Consider the following 21,377-nt stretch of genomic DNA (forward strand, 5'->3'; position numbering starts at 1 on the left):
CGCCTGGACTTAATGGGTGTGGTGGCCCTATCCAAAGACAGAATACAAGGTGCCAGGCGATGGTGTCCAATGGTGGTATCAGCTCCCGCACAGCGCGAGCAGTACCAACCACCCGAACGACAACCTGCCAGGAGCACCACGTGAAATCCGATCACACCCCAAGCGACACCGTTACCTCCCGCCGTACCGCCATCGTTGGCAGCCTCGGCGTTGCTGCCGCTGCAGTCGCGGCCACTTTGCCGGCGGCATCGTCGGCCGCCACGCCAGCGGGCCGCAGCGCCACCATGGACAGCGGCTTCGTCACCGTCAAGGACGGCGCCCAGATCTTCTATAAGGACTGGGGCCCGAAAGACGCGCCGGTGGTGTGGTTCCACCACGGCTGGCCGTTGACGTCCGACGACTGGGATGCCCAGATGATGTTCTTCCTGCAGAACGGCTACCGCGTGATTGCCCACGACCGTCGCGGCCACGGCCGCTCCACCCAGACCGACAAGGGCAACGACATGGACACCTACAGCTCGGATACCGCCGAGCTGGTCGCTGCGCTGAAAGTCAAGAAGGCCATCCACGTGGGCCACTCGACCGGCGGCGGCGAAGTGGCGCGCTACACGCGCCAGCATGGCAAGGGCCTGGTCACCAAGGCAGTGCTGATCAGCGCGGTGCCACCGATCATGGTCAAGTCGGCCACCAATCCGGACGGCGTGCCGCTGTCGGTGTTTGACGATATCCGCAAGGGTACCGCGTTCAACCGCTCGCAGTTCTACATGGACCTGACGATCCCGTTCTACGGCTTCAACCGGCCGGGTGCGAAGGTGTCGGAAGCGGTGCGCAACAACTGGTGGCGCCAGGGCATGATGGGCGGCGTCAAGGCGGCCTACGACTGCATCTTCCAGTTCGCGCAAGTGGACTACACCGACGACCTGCGCGCCATGGACATGCCGGTGCTGGTGTTGCACGGTGAAGACGACCAGATCGTGCCGTTCGCCAACAGCGGCGCCAAGTCGGTCAAGCTGGTCAAGAATGGCAAGCTGATTTCGTACCCAGGCTTCCCGCACGGCATGCCCACCACGCACGCCGACGTGATCAATGCCGACCTGCTGAAGTTCTTCAAGTCGTAATCATCGGCCTGCTGCTGGCGGCGCGCCGTAGTAGTCGGGCGCGCCGTCGGCGCTGATGTCGATGCGGTCCAGGATGAAGCCCGGGTCCAGCGCCGCCACCTCGATGCGGTGCGCGCCTTTGGCCAGCTGTGGCCGCTCCAGGGTGCGCACCGCCGTGTTACTCAGCACATTCTGCTTCCATTCATCGCTGCGCCCGAACGTGCGGAAGTCCAGCACTTCCCACGGGCCGCCGTCGATGCGCACGCCGATGCGCAAGCTGTTGGACGATGTCAGAGGATGCACGGGCACAGCCACCAGCTTGATCCTCGCGCTGCCCGTATTTTTTTGCTCGAAGCGGTAGTCGAGCGGCGAAAGTTTGGCCGCTTCCTCCATCGTCACCGAGGCCATGTCGAGCCGGCTGCGCAAGGCGTCGCCGTTGCTGCCCAGTCCCGGCACCACTTCCCACGCTGCATTTTTTCCGCTTGACGCCGCCGCCAGCGAAATCACCGGCACCTTGCTGACCGGCAGGGCGATCGCCTTGGCCGGCGCAGGATAGGTCGGAAACACCGGTGCGTGGAACACCGGCAGCCGGCGTGGCGCCAGGTCCATCATGTGTTGCCATTTGCCGCCGGCCAGCGCGTTATACCGGGCGGTGTCGGCCACCAGCGCGTTGTGCGCGGCCCTGGCTTGTTCCACCTGCTCCTGGGCGCCGGCCTGGCTTTGGCGCGCCATGGCCGCCGCCAGTTCCAGCTTGAGGATGCGTGCATTGAGGTTGGCGCTGGCGCGGATCGGATACAGCACCAGTTCGAAGTACGCGTCCTGGCGATCGGCCGGCAGGGCGGCGCCCAGCTGCTCGGCCTGTTTGGTCAGTGCTTCGTAGCGGGCCAGGCGGCGGCGCGCTTCGTCGCCACCGGTGCGCAGGTAAGCGTTGACGCCGTTGGGCGTGGTCGGCTCGGTCTGGCCAAAACCCATGAACTCGGGCCGGCGTTCCCAGGCCAGGTCGTAGTACTCGCGCTTGAGCGCGGCCAGCGCGTCGGCCTGCTGGCTGCCGAACTGCGCTGCGAACCAGGCGCGCTGGTGCTGGTCGGGCGTTTGCGCGATCTGCGTGTGGTCGAAGGCGAGGTCGAGGAAATACTGGGTCAGGTATTCGACTGGCTTGATGTCGCCCACGTTGACGATCCACATATTGCGGGCGCCCGTCTGCCAGGCGCGGTCGAGCTGTTCGCGCACCAGCGCCGGCCGGGTGGTGCCGAGCCACAGGTAGTCGTGCGGCCGGCCCCAGTAGGACAGGTGGTAATAGATGCCGGCGCCGCCCGCCCGGGCGCGTTCCTGCGGCGTGCTCAGTTGGGCCAGGTAGCCGTAGTTGTCGTCGGGCCAGACGATGGTGGCGTCGCCCGGCACCTTGAGCCCGGCCTTGTACAGGTCCAGTACTTCCTTATACAGCGTGAGCGCCTGCGGTACCTCGCCGACCGGGTTGCCGGTCGATTTGGCCAGCATTTGGCGTTGCAGGCCGACCACTTCGGCCACCGCGTCGCGCGCCTGCTCGGCGCTGCTGGCACCTTCCATCGGCGAATCGTGGATGCCGCGCACGCCGAGGCTGTAGATATTCTCGTAGCCCTTGACTTCATCGACGCGGCGCTGCCAGTAGTCGAGCATCTTGTCGCGATTGGTGAAGAAGTTGAATTCGCCGTCTTCCTTTTTGCGCCACTCGCGTACATTGTTGCGCATCATCGGCTCGGCATGCGAGGTGCCGACCACGATCGCGTAATCGCGCGCCATCTCCGGGTTGCCGGCGATCTGGTAGAACGGTTTGGTACTGTCGTGCATGGCGGGCCAGATGGTGTTGGCTTTCAGGCGCCACAGCAGCTCGTAGATGCGCGCGTAGGTGGCCGGGCCGATGTCCTTGGCTGCTTTATCGTAGGTCTTGGCGGCCCACGGTTGCAGGCCCCAGTCCTCGTCGTTGAGGAAGATACCGCGATATTTCACGGACGGCGGTGCCGACAGCACGGCGCGGTCATCGACCGTGATGCTGGCCTGCTTGCGCGGCGCCACATCGGCCCACCATTCCCAGCTCGATACGCCCAGCTCGCGCGTCAGGTCCACCACGCCCCAGGTGGCGCCGCGCGCGTCCGATCCGGCAATCAGCAGGTAGGTCGTCGCTCCATTTGGCACCACCGCGCGCCGGTAGCGCTCCCACTGGCCGCGCAGGTCGTCGAGCGGCAATTTGGCGTCGGCCGCGATCTTTACAACCTGCGGCGCATCCCGCCGGCCGAGCACGATGCATACCCGGCCGCAGTCGGCCAGGCTGGTGCCGACCTTCGGCGCCACGCCGCTGACCGCTTGCAGGTCGCGCGCCAGCAGGCGAGCGGCGAGGGCGGCGGTGGGGGTGTCTTCGTGGACCACGGTGGCGACCTGTTTGCCGTCGTACAGCGTGAGGGCGCCGGCGGGCAGGGCGGCCAGCAAGGCCATCACAACGGGAATGATACGCAGCGCGATAATGGTGGGAGTGCTCATCTGTTCCTGCTAGGTGGGTGACACGACGAAAGAGATGGCAGATAGTACAAGAAGGCCAATTGCTGTACTAATGTTTTACCAAAGTGCTCAATTGAATGATTAAATACACGTTTGCTGGCGCATATCCTTAATGCAATTTAGTTGCGTTGCATGTAGAATGCAAGTCTGTTGCGTTTAATTTGTGGAGCATTCATGCCTGTCGTTCGTCCTTCGCGTCTTGCCGTTTGCCTGGCTGCCGCCTATCCGTGGTTTGCCGTGGCTGGTCCGGCCGAAGACGCCACCAATGCAGCCGAATTGACCGACGTGGTCAACGTGGTGGCCGCGCGCCAGCCGTATCGCAGCCTGTCGGCCACCGGCGCCACCAAGACCGAGACCGATCTGAAGGACTTGCCGCAATCGGCCCGCGTGCTCACCGCCGACATGCTCGGCGACGCCGGCGTCACCCGCCTGGCCGACGCGCTCGACATGGGCAGCAGCATCGCCCGCCAGAACAACTTCGGCGGCGTGTGGGACAGCTACTCGGTGCGCGGTTTTACGGGAGACCCCAACTACGGTTCCGACTTCCTGGTCAATGGCTTCAGTTCCAGCCGTGGCTACAACGGCCTGCGCGATATCGCCAACGTTAGCAGCATCGAGATCCTCAAGGGCCCGGCCGCTGCACTGTACGGCCGGGGCGAGCCCGGTGGCATCATCAATATCGCCACCAAGAAGCCGCTCTTCCAGCCGTCTTACGCGCTGGAGCAATCGGTCGGCAGCCACGATACGTATCGCACGGCGGTGGACCTGACCGGTCCGCTGGGCGAGAACGTGGCCTACCGCCTGAACGGTTCGTACGAAAAAGGCCACAGCTTCCGCGACTTCGTCACCAGTGAGCGCCATCTGTTGTCGCCGTCGGTGATCTGGCGCATTTCCGACGCCACCACGCTGTCGTACGAACTCGAGCAAGTCGAGCAGAAGGGCAATTTCGACCGTGGCGTGGTGGCGGTGAAAGGCGTGCTGGGCCTGATCCCGAATTCGCGTTTCCTCGGCGACCCGGCCGATGGTCCCACCACCATCAAGTCGATCGGCCACCAGGTGTTCCTGCAGCACGATTTCCAGGAAGGCTGGTCGCTGCAAAGCGGGCTGTCGTACCGCAGCAGCGAAATGAAAGGTTATTCCAGCGACGCCACCGTGTTGCAGGCCGATGGCCGCACGCTGTGGCGCCAGCGCCGCTTCCGTGATTTTTCGGGCCAGGACTGGTCTGGCCGCGTGGAGCTGCTCGGCAAGCTCAGCACCGGCGCGGTGCGCCACAACGTGCTGTTCGGTGTCGATGGCTACCGTTTCGTCGATGATCGCCTGCAACTGCGGCGCAACCCGAGCGCGGCCGCGCCGTACAGCATCGACATCTACAACCCGATCTATGGCGGCGCGCAGCCGACCAATCTGGCGCGCTCGATCGATACCCGCGAGCAGCAATGGTCCACCGGCGTGTACGTGCAGGACCAGATCGATTTAAGCCAGCAATGGAAAGCGCTGCTGGGCGTGCGCCGCGATGCCTATCGCCAGCGCATCACCAACGCGCTGCTGGCCGGACGCGTCAACGAACAGCGGATCGAAGCGACCAGCCCGCGCGCCGGCCTGGTGTACCAGCCGACCAAGCAGGTGTCGCTGTACGTATCGGCGGCCAAGTCGTTCCGGCCCAACAGCGGCATCAGCATTGCCAACGAGTCGTTCCCGGCCGAGAGCAGCCGCGCCTACGAGGCGGGCGTCAAGTTCGACACGGCTGACGGGAAACTGAGCAGCACGCTGGCCGTGTACTCGATCAAGAAGGAAAACGTATTGACCGTCAACCCGGTCGATAACAACTTCTCGCTGGCCGCCGGCGAAGTGGGCAGCAAGGGCGTGGAGCTCGACGTGGCGGGCGAGGTTGCGCGCAAGTTGCAGCTATCGTTCTCGTACGCTTACACGGATGCGACGATCCTGCGCGACAACGTGCTGGCGGTGGGCGGCACGGTGGCCAATGTGCCGAAGCAGAGTGCCAACCTGCTGCTGGTGCGCGAATTCAAGGTGCTGGGCAAGCGCGCCTCGCTCGGTGGCGGTTTCAATTACGTGGGCGAGCGCAATGGCGACGTGGCGATCAGCCGCAGCTTTGTCTTGCCGGCGTACACCACGGCCAAACTGGTATCGTCGTTCGACGCGACGCGCCAGTTGCGCCTCTCGCTCGACATCGACAACCTGTTCGACAAAGTTTATTATCCGAGCGCCTACCAGCAAACCTGGGTCGCGCCGGGCGACGAGCGCCGCGTGACCTTGAAAGCGCACTATAAATTTTAACGGGTGGATATGAATGTAGTGAAGAATGCGCGCGTGGCGTCGATCGACGTCATGCGCGGGCTGGTCATGATGATCATGATGCTCGACCATGTTCGTGAAACGTTTTTCCTGCGCTGGCAGGTCACCGATCCGATGGATGTGGCGCAGACCGAGCCGGCGCTGTTCTTCAGCCGCTTTGCCGCCCATTTTTGTGCGCCGATGTTCGTGTTTCTCACCGGCTTGTCGGCGTGGTTGTATGCCCATCCGTCGGCGGGGCCACGCCCGGCCACCGGTTTTTTGCTCAAGCGCGGCCTGTTCCTGGTCGTGCTCGAAGTGCTGGTGGTCAGCGTGGCCTGGACCGGCATCTTTCCGGCCCCGACGATTTATTTGCAGGTGATCTGGGTGATCGGCCTGGCGATGATCGCACTGGCCTTGCTGCACCGGTTGCCGCGCGTGGTGCTGGCCGTGATCGGGCTGGTCATCGTGGGCGGTCACAACCTGCTCACACCGGTGACGTTCGCGCCCGGCGACTGGGGCTATATTCCGTGGACCATCCTGCATGATCGCGGTTTCCTGGTGGCCGAGGGCGCCTTGAAAATCAAGGTCAGCTATCCGCTGCTGCCGTGGATCGGCGTGATCGTGCTCGGCTACGTGGCCGGCCCTTGGTATGCGCGCACGGTGGAGTCCGCGCGCCGCCGCAGCCTGCTGGTGACCACCGGCGTGGCCGCACTGGCCGTGCTACTGGTGCTGCGCGGCTTGAATATCTACGGCGAAACGCTGGACTGGACGACGGGCGAGACCGCGCTGCGCACCGTGATGTCGTTCCTCAACCTGACCAAGTACCCGCCGTCGCTGGCGTTCCTGCTGCTGACCCTCGGTGTCGGCCTGGTGGTGCTGGGCTGGCTGGAGCAGCGCGACAACCTGCTCCTGCGCGTGTGCGCCTGGTTCGGCGGCGCGCCGATGTTTTATTACCTGCTGCATCTGTTCCTGCTGCTGGGCTTGCAGAAGCTGGCCGTGGCCATGTTCGGCGCCAACTATGGCAGCCGCTACGAGTTCGACCACCTGTGGCAGGTGTGGCTGTTGTCGGCGGCGCTGATCCCGTTGCTGTACTGGCCGTGCAAGGTGTTCGCCGCGTTCAAGCGGCGCACCAGCATGGGGTGGGTACGGTATTTGTAACTACGTTAGGCATCGACCACGATTCGATACAGCCGAGTAATTGAACTTCACTCAACGTTGGGATAACGTTAATCACACAACTTGATCGTCGCGCGGTTTGACATTTGAGAACAAGTGATTACAATGAGTGAGAATAGCCAAAAAAAGACGGCGAAACAAACGGCGGCTTATCGCTGCTGGTTTAACGCCATGCTCGACCGCGTTGCCAAGACCATCGTCGCCAGTAGGGTGGAGCGCCTGCAGATGGGCCTTTACGGCGACGCGAAGAAGATGTTGGCAGACATGAAGCAGCTGCTTGCCGAGAAAAAGCGCAAAACATGATGGCAACGTCAGCCTGCGCTACTGATCCAGACGAAGGAAAGGAATAGCCATGACCAACGATGACAGCAAATACCTGCTCGACAGCCTCGACGGTATCGAGGGACTGACCGATTTCAATGTCGTTGATTACCTCACCAGCCCTGAGGCCATCGCGGCTTACATCAACGATGTGATCTCATCCGGAAATTCCGACCTGATGAAGGAGGCCATCAAAAATGTCCTGCAAGCGAAAGGCGTGGCGAAAATCGCCGAGCAAGCGGGCCTGACGCGCGAGGGCGTATACAAAGCGCTGCGGCCGTCTAGCAAACCGCAGTGGGACACGATCCGCAGCCTGCTGACCGGCCTGGGGCTCGAAGTGCGCGTGGTCGCGATCGGCGACAGCAAAGGACCGGCACTGGCGGCCTGAGGTATGAGTACCGCATGAAAAACGGCCGCCAGATCGCTCTGGCGGCCGTTTCGTTTATAGCGTGAGCAGCTCGATCAGGCGCGGGTTACCGGCGTCTTGAATTCGAAGCGCTTGATGTCGCCTACCATGAACACGTAGCACAGGATGGCCACGGCAGCGTTGGCGCCGACGAATACCAGGGCGCCAGCGAACGAACCGGTCGCTTCCAGGATGTAGCCGATCACGATCGGGGTGGTGATGCCGGCGGTGTTGCCAAAGCTGTTGAACAGTGCGCCGCTTAAGCCGCCTGCTTCTTTCGGCGACGTATCCGCTACCACTGCCCAGCCCAGCGCACCGATGCCTTTGCCGAAGAAGGCAAGCGCCATCACGGTAATGACCAGCCAGTCCGCATCCACGTAGTTACAGATAACCATGGTCATGGCCAGCAGCATGCCGCTCACGATCGGTATCTTGCGCGCCTTCGACTGCGAATAGCCACGCTTGATCAGGCGGTCGGAAATCACGCCGCCCAGCACGCCGCCGAGGAAGCCTGCCAGCGCTGGCAGTGCGGCCACGAAGCCCACCTTCAGGATCGTCATATGGCGTTCTTTCACCAGGTAGATCGGGAACCAGGTCAGGAAGAAATAGGTCAGCGTATTGATGCTGTACTGGGCGATGTACACGCCCAGCAGCATGCGGCTGCCCAGCAACTGACGGATCGCCGACCAGGTGTCGATCTTGGCGCTGGGTGCGTTCTTGTCCTTGGTCTCGAGGTCGATCAGTGCACCGCCGGCAGAGATGTAGTCGAGTTCGGCCTTGTTGATGTTCGGATGGTCTTTTGGACCATACACCAGCTTGAGCCAGAAGAACGACATCACCACGCCCAGGCCGCCCATCACGTAGAACACGCTTTCCCAGCCGTGGGCGTGGACCAGCCAACCCATCAACGGGCCGAACAGGACGGTGGCGAAGTACTGCGCCGAGTTGAAGATGGCTGCCGCCGTGCCGCGTTCGGCGGTCGGAAACCACGAGGAGGCCAGGCGGCTGTTGCCTGGGAAGGAAGGGGCTTCCGCTGCGCCAATGGCCAGTCGCAGGCAGAACAGGGTGGTGAGAGCGGCCGCGCCGGTCAGGAAGCCGACAGTGCCCATCAACATGGTGAATACGGACCACAGGAAAATACTGAAGAAATACACGATCTTGGTGCCGAAGCGGTCGAGCATCCAGCCGCCCGGCAGCTGCGCCACCACGTACGACCATGAGAAGGCCGAGAACACATAGCCCATTTGTACCGGCGTCAAGCCGAGGACGCGCGTCAGTTCCGGTCCGGCGATACCGATGGTGGAGCGATCGGCGTAATTAATGGTGGTAACCGCGAACAGGATGGCCAGTATCAGCCAGCGTACCCGCGTTGCTTTTTGTTGCTGCGTTGCCATGCGTGGATCTCCTTCTTATCAATATGCGCCGATCATAACGCACATATCAGACATCATACAACTGGATATATGAAATATTCATACCCGTCATATAAACCCGACGCAAGTCTTACTTAATTCTTACAAATCAACAAGTTAAACGTTTTCCTATTTGCTCTAAGTTGTACGATGACGTATGAGAATGGAAGGGGAGACGAAAGGGCGGGGCGGTGTCAGTGCGGCGGGGAAAGAGCCGGCTACCAAGTGCGGTAGCCGGCCCGCAGGCATCAGTGGCCGGCGTGGGCGGCGGCGTTGAGCGGTTTGACCAGCGCCTCGACCTTGATGCTGCTGCGCACCTTGGCCGCGTCTTCAACTTCCAGCACCAGCGGCACCTTGTCGCCGTCCTTGAGCTGCTGCTTGAGCTGGAACAGCATCAGGTGGTAGCCGCCCGGCGTCAGCGCCACCGGTTGGCCGGCCGGCAGTTCCAGCGCCGGAACCTGGCGCATGCGCATCACGTCGTCCACCATCTTCATTTCGTGCACTTCGACCGCGCCGGCGACCGGCGAGCTGACGGCTACCAGGCGGCTGTTCTTGGCGGCCGTCAGCGTCATGAAGGCGCCCGTGACTTTTTGCGCGGCCACGGTGCCGCGCACCCAAGGCTGATCGACGGTCACTTGCGACCAGGCGGGTGCGGCAGCCAGCAGGGTGGCCCCCAACATTACGGAAACGATGGTTTTCATTGGAACAGTCCTTGTAAAAAGCCCGGTTTTTTCGGGTTGATCAATTGGCGCAGGTCGTCGGCGCATTGCTGAGCGGTCTGGTCGTGCTTGAGGCCCAGGCGTATCTTGCCGTTGGCGTCGAAGACATAGGTGATGGCCGTGTGGTCCATGGTGTACGACCCACCGCTTGGCACTTTTCGATACATGATCTTGAAGTCTTTTGCGGTCCTGGCGGTTTGCTCGCCGGTGCCGCGCACGGCAATAAAGGTTGGATCGAACGCCGCCATGTATTCGCGCAGCAGCGGCCCGGTGTCGCGCTCGGGGTCGATGGTGGCAAACACGATCTGCAGCTTGTTGCCGTCGGCGCCCAGCAGGCGCTTGATTTCCACCGCGCGCGACAGCGCCGTCGGGCACACATCCGGGCACTGGGTGAAACCGAAGAACAGCAGCACGAACTTGCCGCGAAAATCGCGCAGCGTGGCCGGTTTGCCGTCCGGGTAGGACAGCAAATAATCGGGGCCGATGGCGGCGCCGGTAAGGTCGATCGCGGTGAAGCCGCGTGCCTGCGCCGCCAATGGCAGGGCGGCCAGCGGCAGCGCAGCTACGGTCGAGAGAAAGGAACGTCGTCGCATAAAACTCCTGGTAATGTCTGGATGACGCCAGTGCAGGCACCGGCGCAAGGGCAGGGGTCAGGCGAACGTGGGTGGTGCGCGGGGACGGGCATCGGGCCAGGCGCAGCAGGGCGCAGGCGCCGTATAACCTGGCGCGGAGAAAACTGCTGAAGCGGCAATGGGCGCGCGCAAGGCCAGGGGCGCGGGCGGCGGCGCGCCAGCCAGGCTGGCGCACAGCGCACAGTGTTTCAGGTGATGGCCGGCAATCGGAACCTGTTGCTGGTCGTTGCGGGCGGGAGTGCTGTAGATATTGCCGCTGGCGCTGCATACCTCGCCGGCAATGGCGTCGATACCCGGCGCCACCATTGCCTGGCCCAGCGCGGGCCACAGCAAGTTGAGCATGATCGCCAGGCAAACGATCAGGCTGATGTGGCGACGCTGGGAGAGAAACTGGGGCATGGCCCGATTATAAAGTAAAAAAAGCCGCCACCGCTGGTGCGGGGGCTGCCCTGGCCAGGCAAGCACCGGTTACTTCAGCGCCAGGCGCGACGGCGTAGCTGCTGGCGCCCTGGCGGCGCCGGCATTGCTGCCGAGGTTGAAGATGCGCACCACTTCCACCAGGTCGTGGGCCTGATCCTGCAGCGCAGCGGCGGCTGCGGCGGCCTGTTCCACCAGCGCGGCGTTTTGCTGGGTTACTTCGTCCATCTGGTGGATGGCGTCGTGCACCTGACCAATGCCGGCGCGCTGCTCGTCGCTGGCGCTGCTGATTTCGGCCATGATGTCGGTTACGCGGCGCACGCTCTCCACCACTTCCTCGATGGTGCTGCCGGCTTCGGCCACCTGGCGGCTGCCGACGTCCACCTTGCTGACCGAGTCGTCGATCAACTCCTTGATTTCCTTGGCGGCCGTGGCCGAGCGTTGCGCCAGGTTGCGCACTTCGGTGGCGACCACGGCGAAGCCACGTCCCTGCTCGCCGGCGCGGGCCGCTTCCACGGCCGCGTTCAGCGCCAGGATGTTGGTCTGGAACGCGATGCCGTCGATGACGGAGATGATGTCGACGATCTTGCGCGACGAAGCGTTGATCGATCCCATGGTATCGACCACCTGCGCCACCACCGCGCCACCCTTGGCGGCGATGCCGGACGCGGCCATCGCCATCTGGTTGGCTTGCGCCGCGTTGTCGGCATTCTGGCGTACGGCGCCGCTCAGTTCTTCCATCGAGGCAGCGGTTTCTTCCAGGCTCGACGCCTGTTCTTCGGTACGGCTCGACAGGTCGAGGTTGCCGTTGGCGATCTCGGTGGCGGCGGTGGTGATCTGCTCGGCGCCGGCGCGCACCTGGCCCACCACGCTCGACAGATTGCTGCTGATGCCGTTCAGCGCGCGCAGCACCAGGCCGATCTCATCCTTGTTATGGATTTCCAGGTGGACGTCGAGGTCGCCCTTGGCGATGCGGTCGGCAGCCTGCTCGGCGCGGGCCAGCGGCCGCGATACCACCGTGCGCACCAGCACGAACAGCACCACCGCGAAGATCACCAGCGCAGCCAGGCCGATCAAGGCATAGCGATTGCGCAATGTCGCCGCTTCGCGCGTGATTTCGTCGGTGTAGGTGCCACCGACGATGAGCCAGTTCCAGTCCTTGAAGGTGTGAAACTCGACCATTTTCTCGCGCGGCGCTTCGCTGTCGGAGGCGGCCCAGTTATAGGTCATGCCGCCCGATTTGGCTTCCAGCATGTCGCGGATGATGGGGGTGCCATCGGTGCTCTTGATGTCGATCAGGTTGTCGCCTTCGCGCTTCGGGTGGACCAGCGCCGTCCCTTGCTTTTCCCCCTTGGCGGCATTGATCACGTAGATGTAGCCGGTGTCGCCGATCTTGATCGCCTTGATCTTTTGCTTGAGCATGTCCATGTTCTTGGAGATGTCGAGGCCGATGAACAGCACGCCGATCACATTGCCGGCGCCATCCTTGATGGGATCGTACTGGGTGATGAACTGCTTGCCGAACAGCGTGGCCAGGCCGATATAGCTCTGGCCGTTGCGCAGCAGCGGATAGCTGGGGTGGGCGTGGTCGAGCTGGGTACCCACGGCGCGCTCGCCGTTTTCCTTTTTCAGCGAGGTGGTCACGCGCACGAATTCGGCGCCGTTGGCGGCAAAAATGGTGGCGATGACGCCGGTCTCGTTGGTGAACTTGTCCGGGCCGGTAAAGTCGAGATTGAGCGCCTTGCCGCCGTGGAACAGCGACGGCGTCGGTTTGCCTGCGATCTCGACCGTGTTGGCGGTGTCCAGGCTGAACTTGCCGTCATCGAACTCGGACGCGAACAGGCGCGCAAAGCTCGATGCCTCGTTGGTCATGGCGTTGTTGAACACCTCCACCGTGTTGCTGATGCCGTGCAGCGAGTTGGCCACGTTGGACTTGGCGCGCTCGGTCAGCATGGTGGACGTGCTGTGGTTAATCAGGACCAGTATCACGGCCATGATCACGGTCATCAGCGCGAACGTAAACACGGTGATCTTGGTGCCGACGCCCCAGTCGCGGGGATTCATCAGGGATTTGCTCATTGGATTCCAATATTTCGGTAACGAGTCGTTCGGAAACGGGGTATGCCCCCGAAAGGTCGGGAGCGCTGCTTGAGGCCAGGGAAAACATGCGCCTCACGCAGTGAGGCGGGCTGCCACCGCCGGGGTCCGGGGCGGTGCCATCATTGGATGATGAAACTGCTATCAGACGAAATTCTAGCAGGATTTTTCTGCTGAGCAATCATTTTTTTGATATATATCAGGGAATTTCTTTTCTAAAACAATGACTTAAATAGTCTATTGATGAATTTAATTACGGGTTACTACGTATTGTGATAGATGGTGTTCAGCCGTGCTTAAGCTTCGTCGCGGAAACTCGCCATTCACAGAACGGCGTCCCGACTGCTATCCTGTAGAATGAAATTCAGTGCAGCGCCTGCAATAACCTCAATAAAACACTCCGGAGTTAGCCGATGAAGAAAAAAATGCTGTTGGTGGCCATGATCGCGGCCCTGTCCTTCCAGGCCGGCGCTGCCGTGCCGGACAAAGTGGCAGATGCGCCGCTCAAGCCCCAGATTGGACAGACCCAGGCCGCAGTGCTGGCCTCGCGCGTGCTGACCAAGCTGCATTACAAGGCTGCGCCGCTGGACGATGCCATGTCGGAGAAAATCTTCGACCGGTATTTCAAATCGCTGGACTCGGAAAAACTGTTCTTCACCCAGGCCGACCTGAACCAGTACGCCATCGTGCGCACCCGGCTGGACGACGCCATCAACGGCGAAAACCTCAGCGTGCCGTTTGCCATCTTCAACCTGTACCAGACCCGCCTGCGCGATCGCATCGCTTACGCGCGCGACCTGGTCAAGACCGGCAAGTTTGAATTTGCGTCGGAAGAAAGCTACCAGTTCGACCGCGAGAAGGCCGAGTGGGTCAAGAACGACGCTGAAATGAAAGACCTGTGGCGCAAGCGCGTCAAGAACGAATGGCTGCGCCTCAAGCTGGCCGGCAAGGACGACAAAAGCATCCGTGAAACGCTGGACAAGCGCTATGAGAATTACCTGAGCCCGTCGCGCCAGCCGACCAGCGAAGACGCATTCCAGATCTTCATGAACGCTTACGCCATGTCGATCGAGCCGCACACCAATTACCTGGGCCCGCGCGCTGCCGACAACTTCGATATCGCCATGCGCCTGTCGCTCGAGGGTATCGGCTGCGTGCTGCAAAGCCGCGACGACTACGTGGTCGTGCGCGAAGTCGTGCCGGGCAGCCCGGCTGGCCTGTCGGGCAAGATCAAGGTCGGCGACCGCATCGTGGCCGTGGCCAAGGACGAGAAAACCCCGCTGACCGAAGTGCTCGGCTGGCGCCTGGACGACGTGGTCGCCCTGATCCGTGGTCCCAAGGATTCCACCGTCAAGCTTGAAATCATCCCGGCCGATGCCGGTCCCGATGGCAAACATGCGTTCGTCTCGCTGGTGCGCCAGAAGATCAGCATGGAAGAGCAATCGGCCAAGAAAACCATTTACGAAGTCAAGGATGGCAATACCAAGCGCCGCGTGGGCGTGATCTCGCTGCCGACCTTCTACCAGGATTTCGAAGCGCGCCGCAAGGGCGATAAAGACTTCAAGAGCGCTACCCGCGACGTCGAACGCCTGCTGGTCGAACTCAAGAAGGATAAAGTCGATAACCTGCTGATCGACCTGCGCAACAACGGCGGCGGTTCGCTCAACGAGGCGGTGGAACTGACCGGCCTGTTCATCGACAAGGGCCCGGTCGTGATGCAGCGCAGCGCCGACAAGAAAGTGGAAATCGAAAGCGATACCCGCGCCGGCATGACCTGGGACGGCCCGATGGGCGTGCTGATCAACCGTGGTTCGGCTTCGGCCTCGGAGATTTTCGCCGCCGCCATCCAGGACTACGGCCGTGGCGTCATCATCGGCGAACCGAGTTTTGGCAAGGGCACGGTGCAGACCCTGTTCAGTCTGGACCGTTTCGCCCAGGACGATAAGGTGCGCTATGGCGAAGTCAAGTTCACCATTGCGCAGTTCTTCCGCATCAACGGCGGCACCACCCAGCTGCGCGGCGTGACGCCGGACCTGAAGCTGCCGACCATGACGGATTCGGATTCCTTCGGCGAATCGAGCTACGACAATGCCTTGCCGTGGACCCAGATCACGCCCGCGCCGTTCATCCCGGCAGGTGACCTGAAAGAAATTATCCCGGTGCTCGATAAAAAGCACACCGCGCGCATTGCCAAGGACAAGGACTTCCAGTACCTGGCCGAAGACATCGCCCTGGTGAACAAGCAGCGCAAGGAAAACTCGATTTCGCTCAACGAAGCCGTGCGCCGCAAGGAACGCGAACAACAGGAAGCCCGTGCCAAGCTGCGCGAGGCGCGCCTGCTGGCGGCCCCCGGCGCCGACGATCCGATCCTGCTGCCCGATCCGAAGGACGCGCTCAACAAGGCAATTTCGGCCAAGCCGGCCAGTGGCAAAACCGCGCCTGTCCCGAAAGTAGCCGGGGTAAAAGGTGCGTTGCGCAGCGACGACGGCCTGCAGGGCGCCGAGCGTTCATTGGCAGCCGAGCTGGAAGCGGAGAAACAGGCCAAGGCAGCCAAGGACGTGTTGCTCAACGAGGCCGTGCACATCCTGGCCGATGAGGTGGCCTTGCTCAAGACCGACACCCGCATGGCAGCGCGGGTTCTGCCTTACGCCCAACCCGCCACGGCCGGCAAATAGTGCTGTTTTTGGGATGTTGGAGATAGTTATTCTTAATGTGAATTTCCAACATTACCAATATAAATTGGATTTATATGCTGCAGAGCGGCATTATCATTCCTGTCTCCTCTATTCTCCTCCAAGAAAATAGATTCAGCCCGCTCCCTGAGCGGGCTTTTTTTTATCTGCGATTCTTGCTGCGCGCGCGTGCCGCCACCAGGGCCAGACCGGCCAGCAGCATGGCGTACGTGGCAGGTTCAGGCACGGCTGATACGTTGCCGCGCGCCAGGATCGACCGCACGGTCAGGAAATCGGAATACTCGCCAGTACGGTCGGTGACCAGTGCGAACGGCCGCACGCCGGTCGGGGTAGTCAATTCCCTGGCAAAAAATGCGAAGCCGCCCGAAATGCCGTCAGCGTCGCCGTAACTGGTATCGCCGCGCGGGTCGGTGCCCACCACCACGCGCTGGCCGATCAGCTCGCGGCTGAAGTCCATCGGTCCCATGGCATAGAACAGGATCGAGGAAAAGTCCTGCATGCCGAACACGCCGTTGCCGGACGAGGCGCCGCTGACGGTCAGCTTCAGGCCGGTAACTCGGCTGATATCGATAGGGTGGGGAACGGCGGGCGCGGTGTCGATCAGTGCCGAGTCGAGCGTCAACTCGGCAAACGCCGTATCGACGCCGCTGGCGTTGGCCCATTTGATATCGAACGTCACCATCCCGGCCTGCGCCAGCGGCGCCACGGTCAAGGCGCACAGCGCGGCAGCCGCGACGGCCATCTTTTTCAACGAATTCATCATCATCAGTCCTGCTATCGGTAAGGGGATTCTTGTATGGAAGTCATGCAACCGATGCAATATAACTGTGACTATGTGAAGGCGCAACCTTTAACGCGCAAACGTGATTGGCGCGCGACAGATATCGCCTGCGGTGCTTCGTTGTGCTCGCTTTCAACTAACGGAAATTGAGGTTGATGCTGGGGAGCGCGCACCGGCCAACAAGTGTTGGCACGGTCTACGGGGAGGTGAATCAGGATGCACGCCGAAGTAACTTGCGCAGGCGATAGTTGTCAGCAACGAGGCCCAGCAACGCCACAATCATTAAACGGCGAAGCCATATTTGCCGGAGAAATGCCAGAACGCCCATGCCGAGCCCGAGCATATCAACGCCCAAAGCAATAGCGATAAATTATCTTTTGCTGTCGTTTTCATGGTTTCGATGCAATGTATCTGCAAGAGTAGCGGCCGATGGCGTTTGGCTGATAGATCGCTGGGGCTTTTTGCAACACAGGTGTAAGCCAAGCGCGATCTATCTGGTGCCTCCTCGCTAATAGTAAAACATCTGCGATGCTCACGCCACCGGCTAGTGTGCGGCCGGTCGCCACCGCGAGACTGCCGATACACGCCCCAACATAAAACGCAGCGGACAGCGCCGCCACTGTCGCTAATTTTTCAAGGCGCGTACCGGCGCCGACAAGGAAGCATATGCTGGCGCGCGCAGCCACATCTGACTTGTGTCATTTGCCGGGGGCTGCCTGTGAATTGTTCGTCCCTGCCACCGCCCAAAAAACCAGCGCCGCCAGGCTTACTCCGGCGCCGAGTGTGCACACGCCGTGCCAGCCGGCGATGTCGAATACCGCTGTTGCCGCCCAGGCGCCCGTGCCACTGCCCACCGCGTAGAACAACATGTAGCAGCCCACCAGCCGGCTATGCGCCTCGTTGCCTCCCCGGAAAATCAGGCTCTGGTTGGTGACGTGTAGCGCTTGCACGCCAAGATCGAGCATTAATATGCCAAGTACCAGCATGAACGCGGTGGGGGCTGCGCCGGCGCCGGGGGCAAAAGCCGCGCTCAGGGGTAGCCATGACAGCAATAGCAGTACCAGCGCGACAGCGCTGGTGCGCCGGCTGTGACCATGGTCGGCCCACTGGCCGGCGCGGGCGGCGGCCAGCGTGCCGCCCAGTCCGACCAGGCCGAAGGCGCCGATGGCGGTGTGCGAATAGTGATAAGGGGCGGCACTGAGCGGCAACACCAGCGCGCTCCACAAGATGTTGAACGCGGCGAACATCAACAGCGCGATCACGCCGTGCACTCGCAGCACGCGGTCGTCGCGCAGCAGTGTGAACATCGAGGCAAGCAGGCGCGGATAGGATAGCGCTGCTTGCTGAACAGGCAACACCGGCAGCAGCCGCCACAGCAGCACAGCCATCACCAGCATCGCCATGGCCGAGCCGCCGTACACCGCGCGCCAGCCGGCCAGGTCGGCCACTGCGCCGGCCACCACGCGCGCCAGCAGCAAGCCCGACACTACGCCACCTTGCGCCGCGCCGACCACGGCGCCGCGCTCCGACGCATCGGCCGCTGCCGCCGCATAGGAAATCAGGCCCTGGGTCATGGCTGTGCCCAGCAAACCGACCATCAGCATGACAGCCATCAACCATCCTGCGCTGCTGGCGCTGGCCGCCGCCAGCAGCGCCACCACCAGGGCCAGCATTTGCCACAGCATCAGGCGCCGGCGTGGCAGCAGGTCCCCCAGCGGTACCAGCAACAGCAAGGCCAGCACGCTGCCGGCCTGGGTGGCGGTGACCACAACGCCGATGGCGGCACGCGCAATGCCGAAGTCATCGGCCAGCGCACCGAGCAGCGGCTGGGCGTAATACACGTTGGCGACGCAGAAGCCGCTGGCGCAGGCAAACAACACCACCAGTGGACGGGGCAGGGAAGGGCTGTACATGAATACCTCAAAGTGGTTGCAAATTAAAACCAGTTGAAGTGTAAGTATTTTGGTTTTAAAATGCAACCAATTATCTGGAGAAATTATGGCCAAGCGAAAGTCGATGCAGGACGATGCCTGCCCGGTGGCGCGGTCGCTGGACCTGGTCGGCGACCGCTGGTCGCTGCTGCTGGTGCGCGATGCGTTCGACGGCATCCGCCGTTTCAGCGACTTCCAGCGCAACCTCGGCGTGGCGCGCAACATCCTGTCGGACCGGCTCGCAACGCTGGTGGAGGCGGGCGTGCTGGCGGTGCAACCGGCGTCCGACGGCACGGCGTACCAGGAATACGTGCTCACGGCCAAGGGCGAAAGCTTGTTCCCGGTGGTGGTGGCGCTGCGCCAATGGGGGGAGCGGCAACTGTTTGCGCCGGGTGAACCGCACTCGCAACTGCTGACGACGGCTACGAAGCAACCGCTTGCGCCCATGTTGCCGAGCAACGCAGCGGGGCAAGTGGTACAGTCACACGATACATTCGTGAACAAATTGCCACACGATAAATAGACGATGGAGACAGCATGGATTTGAGCTATACGGCAGCGGACCTGGCGTTCCGCGACAAGGTGCGCGCTTTTCTAGCCGCCAACCTGCCGCCCGATTTGCAAAAGAAGGTGCGCAACCATCTGCGCCTGACGCGCAACGATTACGTGCGCTGGCACCAGATCGCCGCACGCCAGGGCTGGTCGGCGCCGGGCTGGCCGGTGGAGTACGGTGGGCCCGGCTGGACACCCACCCAGCGCCATATCTGGGAAGAAGAGTGCGGCCGCGCGGGCACGCCGCAAATCCTGCCGTTCGGCGTCAACATGGTGGCGCCCGTGATCATGGCGTTCGGCAGCGCCGCGCAAAAAGCGCATTACCTGCCGCGCATCCTCAATTGCGAGGACTGGTGGTGCCAGGGCTATTCCGAACCCGGTTCCGGTTCCGACCTGGCCTCGCTCAAGACGCGCGCGGTGCGCGTCAACGACGTGTACATCGTCAACGGCCAGAAAACCTGGACCACGCTGGCCCAGCACGCCGACATGATGTTCTGCCTGGTGCGCACCGATCCCGACGTGCGCAAGCAGGAGGGCATCTCGTTCCTGCTGATCGACATGACGTCGCCCGGCATCACGGTGCGGCCCATCATCACGCTCGACGAGGAACACGAGGTCAACGAAGTATTTTTTGAGAATGTGCGGGTGCCGGCGGTCAACCTGGTGGGCCAGGAAAACAAGGGCTGGACTTACGCCAAGTACCTGCTGGGCCACGAACGGACCGGGATTGCCGGCGTGGGCCGCTCCAAGCGCGAGCTGGCGTTCCTGAAAAAACTGGCGATGGAACACACCCGACACGGCAAGCCGCTGTTGCAGGACCCGCTGTTCGCCAGCAAAGTGGCCAACGTGGAAATCGAACTGATGGCGCTGGAAACCACGGTATTGCGCGTGATTACCAGGCAAGCGCACTCGCCGGGACCGGAAGCATCGCTGCTCAAGATACGCGGCACCGAAATCCAGCAGTGGCTGACGGAATTGATGATCGAAGTGCTGGGTCCGAATGCGCTGCCGTTCGACCTCGCCTACCTGGACGGCGACAGCGAGCACGCGGTGACCGGCGACGACGCTGGTGCGCCGCTGGGCGCCAACTACCTGAATATGCGCAAGACATCGATTTACGGCGGCAGCAACGAAATTCAGAAAAACATCATCGCCCAGATGATCCTGGGACTGTGAGGGGACGGCATGGACTTTAATTTCACCGACGATCAGCAGCAGTACGGCGACGCCCTGCGGCGCTGGATCGACAAGCATTACACGTTCGAGACGCGCCAGCGCATCGTCCATTCCACCGCCGGCGTGTCCAACGCGGCGTGGCAAGCATTGGCCGAGCTTGGCATGACCGCGCTGCCGGTGCCATCAAGCCAGGGCGGCTTCGACGGCGACGCCATCGACATGCTGGTGGTGATGCAGGAACTGGGGCGCGGCCTGGTGGTCGAGCCGTATTTCGCCACCGCCTGGGGCGCGTACTTCCTCCAATTGGCCGGCAACCAGTACCACCTGTTGCAGGACGTGGCCGAAGGCCGCGCCAAACTGGCGTGCGCGCTCGGTGAAAAGCACTCGCGCTACGACCTGGCCGACATCAAGACCCTGGCTGCGGTCAACGGCGAGGGCTACCGCATCGACGGCACCAAGACCGTGGTGATCCACGGCGCCCAGGCCGATGCGCTGATCGTCTCGGCCCGCAGCGCCGGCGGCCAGCGCGACGTCAACGGCATCAGCCTGTTCGTGGTGCCCACCGACACCCCGGGCCTGACCATGCGCGACTACCGCACGCTCGACGGCCAGCGCGCGGCCACGGTGCAGTTCAGCCACGTGGCGGTGCCGGCGTCGGCGCTGCTGGGACGGCTCGGCGCCGGCTGCGACATGCTCGACGAGGCGGCCGACTTCGGCGTCAGTTTGCTGTGCAGCGAAGCGCTGGGCGTGATGAATGCGCTGTTTTCCAGCACCCTGGACTACATCAAGACACGCAAGCAGTTCGGGGTGCCGATCGGCAGCTTTCAGGCCTTGCAGCATCGCATGGCCGACATGTATATCCACCTCGAGCAGGCGCGGTCGATGGCAATGCTGGCAGCGGTGCGCATGTCGTGCGGCGACCCCGGCGAACGGCGTCGAATCGTGTCGGCCGCCAAGGTGAGGGTGGGGCAGGCGGCCAGGTTCATCGGCCAGGAAGCGGTGCAACTGCACGGCGGCATGGGCGTCACCGACGAACTGCCCGCCTCGCACCACTTCAAGCGCCTGGCCGTGATCGAACGCACCTTGGGCGACATCGACCACCATCTCGAACGCTTCGCCGCCCAGAAGGCGTTTCAGCCGTAG

At 62.5% G+C, this 21,377-nt stretch carries 17 protein-coding genes; 9 read left to right on the forward strand and 8 right to left on the reverse strand.

Going from position 1 to position 21,377, the window contains the following annotated elements:
- Positions 1–284 precede the first annotated feature (284 nt).
- Entirely contained in the window at positions 285–1,118 is an 834-nt protein-coding gene (locus SR858_RS10225; protein WP_040377636.1) for an alpha/beta fold hydrolase, read from the forward strand.
- Here SR858_RS10225 and SR858_RS10230 read toward each other — a convergent pair whose 3' ends face one another.
- Entirely contained in the window at positions 1,119–3,611 is a 2,493-nt protein-coding gene (locus tag SR858_RS10230; RefSeq protein ID WP_019920680.1) for a glycosyl hydrolase 115 family protein, read from the reverse strand.
- Between the two features lie 192 nt (positions 3,612–3,803).
- Between SR858_RS10230 and SR858_RS10235 the strand changes: the two genes are divergently transcribed.
- The 4 genes from SR858_RS10235 (at position 3,804) to SR858_RS10250 (ending at position 7,806) form a co-directional block, all read left to right on the forward strand.
- On the forward strand, positions 3,804–5,924 hold the full coding sequence (locus SR858_RS10235) for a TonB-dependent siderophore receptor (RefSeq protein ID WP_019920681.1): 2,121 nt from the start codon (positions 3,804–3,806) through the stop codon (positions 5,922–5,924).
- A 9-nt stretch (positions 5,925–5,933) separates the two neighbouring features.
- Positions 5,934–7,079 carry a DUF1624 domain-containing protein gene (locus SR858_RS10240; RefSeq protein WP_019920682.1) on the forward strand — a complete coding sequence of 382 codons (1,146 nt, stop codon included), beginning with the start codon at positions 5,934–5,936 and terminating at the stop codon, positions 7,077–7,079.
- Between the two features lie 123 nt (positions 7,080–7,202).
- Complete coding sequence (locus tag SR858_RS10245) at positions 7,203–7,400, forward strand: hypothetical protein (protein ID WP_019920683.1); 198 nt, start codon at positions 7,203–7,205, stop codon at positions 7,398–7,400.
- A gap of 49 nt (positions 7,401–7,449) precedes the next feature.
- On the forward strand, positions 7,450–7,806 hold the full coding sequence (locus SR858_RS10250; protein ID WP_019920684.1) for an addiction module antidote protein: 357 nt from the start codon (positions 7,450–7,452) through the stop codon (positions 7,804–7,806).
- A 74-nt stretch (positions 7,807–7,880) separates the two neighbouring features.
- Here SR858_RS10250 and SR858_RS10255 read toward each other — a convergent pair whose 3' ends face one another.
- From SR858_RS10255 to SR858_RS10275, 5 genes are all read right to left on the reverse strand, one after another.
- Complete coding sequence (locus SR858_RS10255; RefSeq protein ID WP_019920685.1) at positions 7,881–9,218, reverse strand: MFS transporter; 1,338 nt, start codon at positions 9,216–9,218, stop codon at positions 7,881–7,883.
- Between the two features lie 266 nt (positions 9,219–9,484).
- The gene (locus tag SR858_RS10260) at positions 9,485–9,937 is read right to left on the reverse strand and encodes a copper chaperone PCu(A)C (RefSeq protein ID WP_026637076.1); all 453 of its coding nucleotides are present in this window, start codon (positions 9,935–9,937) and stop codon (positions 9,485–9,487) included.
- Positions 9,934–10,548 (reverse strand): SCO family protein, encoded by a 615-nt coding sequence (locus SR858_RS10265; RefSeq protein WP_019920687.1) that lies wholly within the window; start codon positions 10,546–10,548, stop codon positions 9,934–9,936. The genes SR858_RS10260 and SR858_RS10265 overlap by 4 nt, the downstream gene beginning before the upstream one ends.
- Positions 10,549–10,605: 57 nt before the next feature.
- Positions 10,606–10,986: a DUF2946 family protein gene (locus SR858_RS10270; RefSeq protein ID WP_019920688.1), complete on the reverse strand. Its 381-nt coding sequence runs from the start codon at positions 10,984–10,986 to the stop codon at positions 10,606–10,608.
- Positions 10,987–11,055: 69 nt separating this feature from the next.
- On the reverse strand, positions 11,056–13,083 hold the full coding sequence (locus tag SR858_RS10275; RefSeq protein ID WP_019920689.1) for a methyl-accepting chemotaxis protein: 2,028 nt from the start codon (positions 13,081–13,083) through the stop codon (positions 11,056–11,058).
- A gap of 431 nt (positions 13,084–13,514) precedes the next feature.
- On the opposite strand from SR858_RS10275, the gene SR858_RS10280 reads away from it, so the two are divergent.
- Positions 13,515–15,776, forward strand: coding sequence for a carboxy terminal-processing peptidase (locus tag SR858_RS10280; protein ID WP_019920690.1), 2,262 nt, complete (start codon positions 13,515–13,517; stop codon positions 15,774–15,776).
- A gap of 160 nt (positions 15,777–15,936) precedes the next feature.
- Here the strand turns inward: SR858_RS10280 and SR858_RS10285 are convergent, their stop codons facing one another.
- The gene (locus SR858_RS10285; RefSeq protein WP_019920691.1) at positions 15,937–16,560 is read right to left on the reverse strand and encodes a PEP-CTERM sorting domain-containing protein; all 624 of its coding nucleotides are present in this window, start codon (positions 16,558–16,560) and stop codon (positions 15,937–15,939) included.
- 713 nt (positions 16,561–17,273) lie between these two features.
- Positions 17,274–18,488: an MFS transporter gene (locus SR858_RS10290; protein WP_019920693.1), complete on the reverse strand. Its 1,215-nt coding sequence runs from the start codon at positions 18,486–18,488 to the stop codon at positions 17,274–17,276.
- Between the two features lie 85 nt (positions 18,489–18,573).
- On the opposite strand from SR858_RS10290, the gene SR858_RS10295 reads away from it, so the two are divergent.
- The 3 genes from SR858_RS10295 to SR858_RS10305 are packed head-to-tail and all read left to right on the forward strand — an operon-like array spanning position 18,574 to position 21,377.
- Entirely contained in the window at positions 18,574–19,029 is a 456-nt protein-coding gene (locus SR858_RS10295) for a winged helix-turn-helix transcriptional regulator (protein WP_019920694.1), read from the forward strand.
- 14 nt (positions 19,030–19,043) lie between these two features.
- Positions 19,044–20,234, forward strand: a complete 1,191-nt coding sequence (locus SR858_RS10300) for an acyl-CoA dehydrogenase family protein (RefSeq protein WP_019920695.1) — start codon at positions 19,044–19,046, stop codon at positions 20,232–20,234.
- 9 nt (positions 20,235–20,243) lie between these two features.
- On the forward strand, positions 20,244–21,377 hold the full coding sequence (locus SR858_RS10305) for an acyl-CoA dehydrogenase family protein (protein ID WP_019920696.1): 1,134 nt from the start codon (positions 20,244–20,246) through the stop codon (positions 21,375–21,377).

Source organism: Duganella zoogloeoides (assembly GCF_034479515.1).
Classification (GTDB): domain Bacteria; phylum Pseudomonadota; class Gammaproteobacteria; order Burkholderiales; family Burkholderiaceae_D; genus Rugamonas; species Rugamonas zoogloeoides.

Coding starts and splice junctions, on each gene's coding strand:
- SR858_RS10240 (WP_019920682.1), top strand. CDS start 5,934: ATGAATGTAGTGAAGAATGCGCGCGTGGCGTCGATCGACGTCATGCGC.
- SR858_RS10245 (WP_019920683.1), top strand. CDS start 7,203: ATGAGTGAGAATAGCCAAAAAAAGACGGCGAAACAAACGGCGGCTTAT.
- SR858_RS10280 (WP_019920690.1), top strand. CDS start 13,515: ATGAAGAAAAAAATGCTGTTGGTGGCCATGATCGCGGCCCTGTCCTTC.
- SR858_RS10235 (WP_019920681.1), top strand. CDS start 3,804: ATGCCTGTCGTTCGTCCTTCGCGTCTTGCCGTTTGCCTGGCTGCCGCC.
- SR858_RS10285 (WP_019920691.1), bottom strand. CDS start 16,560: ATGATGATGAATTCGTTGAAAAAGATGGCCGTCGCGGCTGCCGCGCTG.
- SR858_RS10255 (WP_019920685.1), bottom strand. CDS start 9,218: ATGGCAACGCAGCAACAAAAAGCAACGCGGGTACGCTGGCTGATACTG.
- SR858_RS10300 (WP_019920695.1), top strand. CDS start 19,044: ATGGATTTGAGCTATACGGCAGCGGACCTGGCGTTCCGCGACAAGGTG.
- SR858_RS10230 (WP_019920680.1), bottom strand. CDS start 3,611: ATGAGCACTCCCACCATTATCGCGCTGCGTATCATTCCCGTTGTGATG.
- SR858_RS10250 (WP_019920684.1), top strand. CDS start 7,450: ATGACCAACGATGACAGCAAATACCTGCTCGACAGCCTCGACGGTATC.
- SR858_RS10275 (WP_019920689.1), bottom strand. CDS start 13,083: ATGAGCAAATCCCTGATGAATCCCCGCGACTGGGGCGTCGGCACCAAG.
- SR858_RS10295 (WP_019920694.1), top strand. CDS start 18,574: ATGGCCAAGCGAAAGTCGATGCAGGACGATGCCTGCCCGGTGGCGCGG.
- SR858_RS10270 (WP_019920688.1), bottom strand. CDS start 10,986: ATGCCCCAGTTTCTCTCCCAGCGTCGCCACATCAGCCTGATCGTTTGC.
- SR858_RS10265 (WP_019920687.1), bottom strand. CDS start 10,548: ATGCGACGACGTTCCTTTCTCTCGACCGTAGCTGCGCTGCCGCTGGCC.
- SR858_RS10225 (WP_040377636.1), top strand. CDS start 285: ATGGACAGCGGCTTCGTCACCGTCAAGGACGGCGCCCAGATCTTCTAT.
- SR858_RS10305 (WP_019920696.1), top strand. CDS start 20,244: ATGGACTTTAATTTCACCGACGATCAGCAGCAGTACGGCGACGCCCTG.
- SR858_RS10260 (WP_026637076.1), bottom strand. CDS start 9,937: ATGAAAACCATCGTTTCCGTAATGTTGGGGGCCACCCTGCTGGCTGCC.
- SR858_RS10290 (WP_019920693.1), bottom strand. CDS start 18,488: ATGTACAGCCCTTCCCTGCCCCGTCCACTGGTGGTGTTGTTTGCCTGC.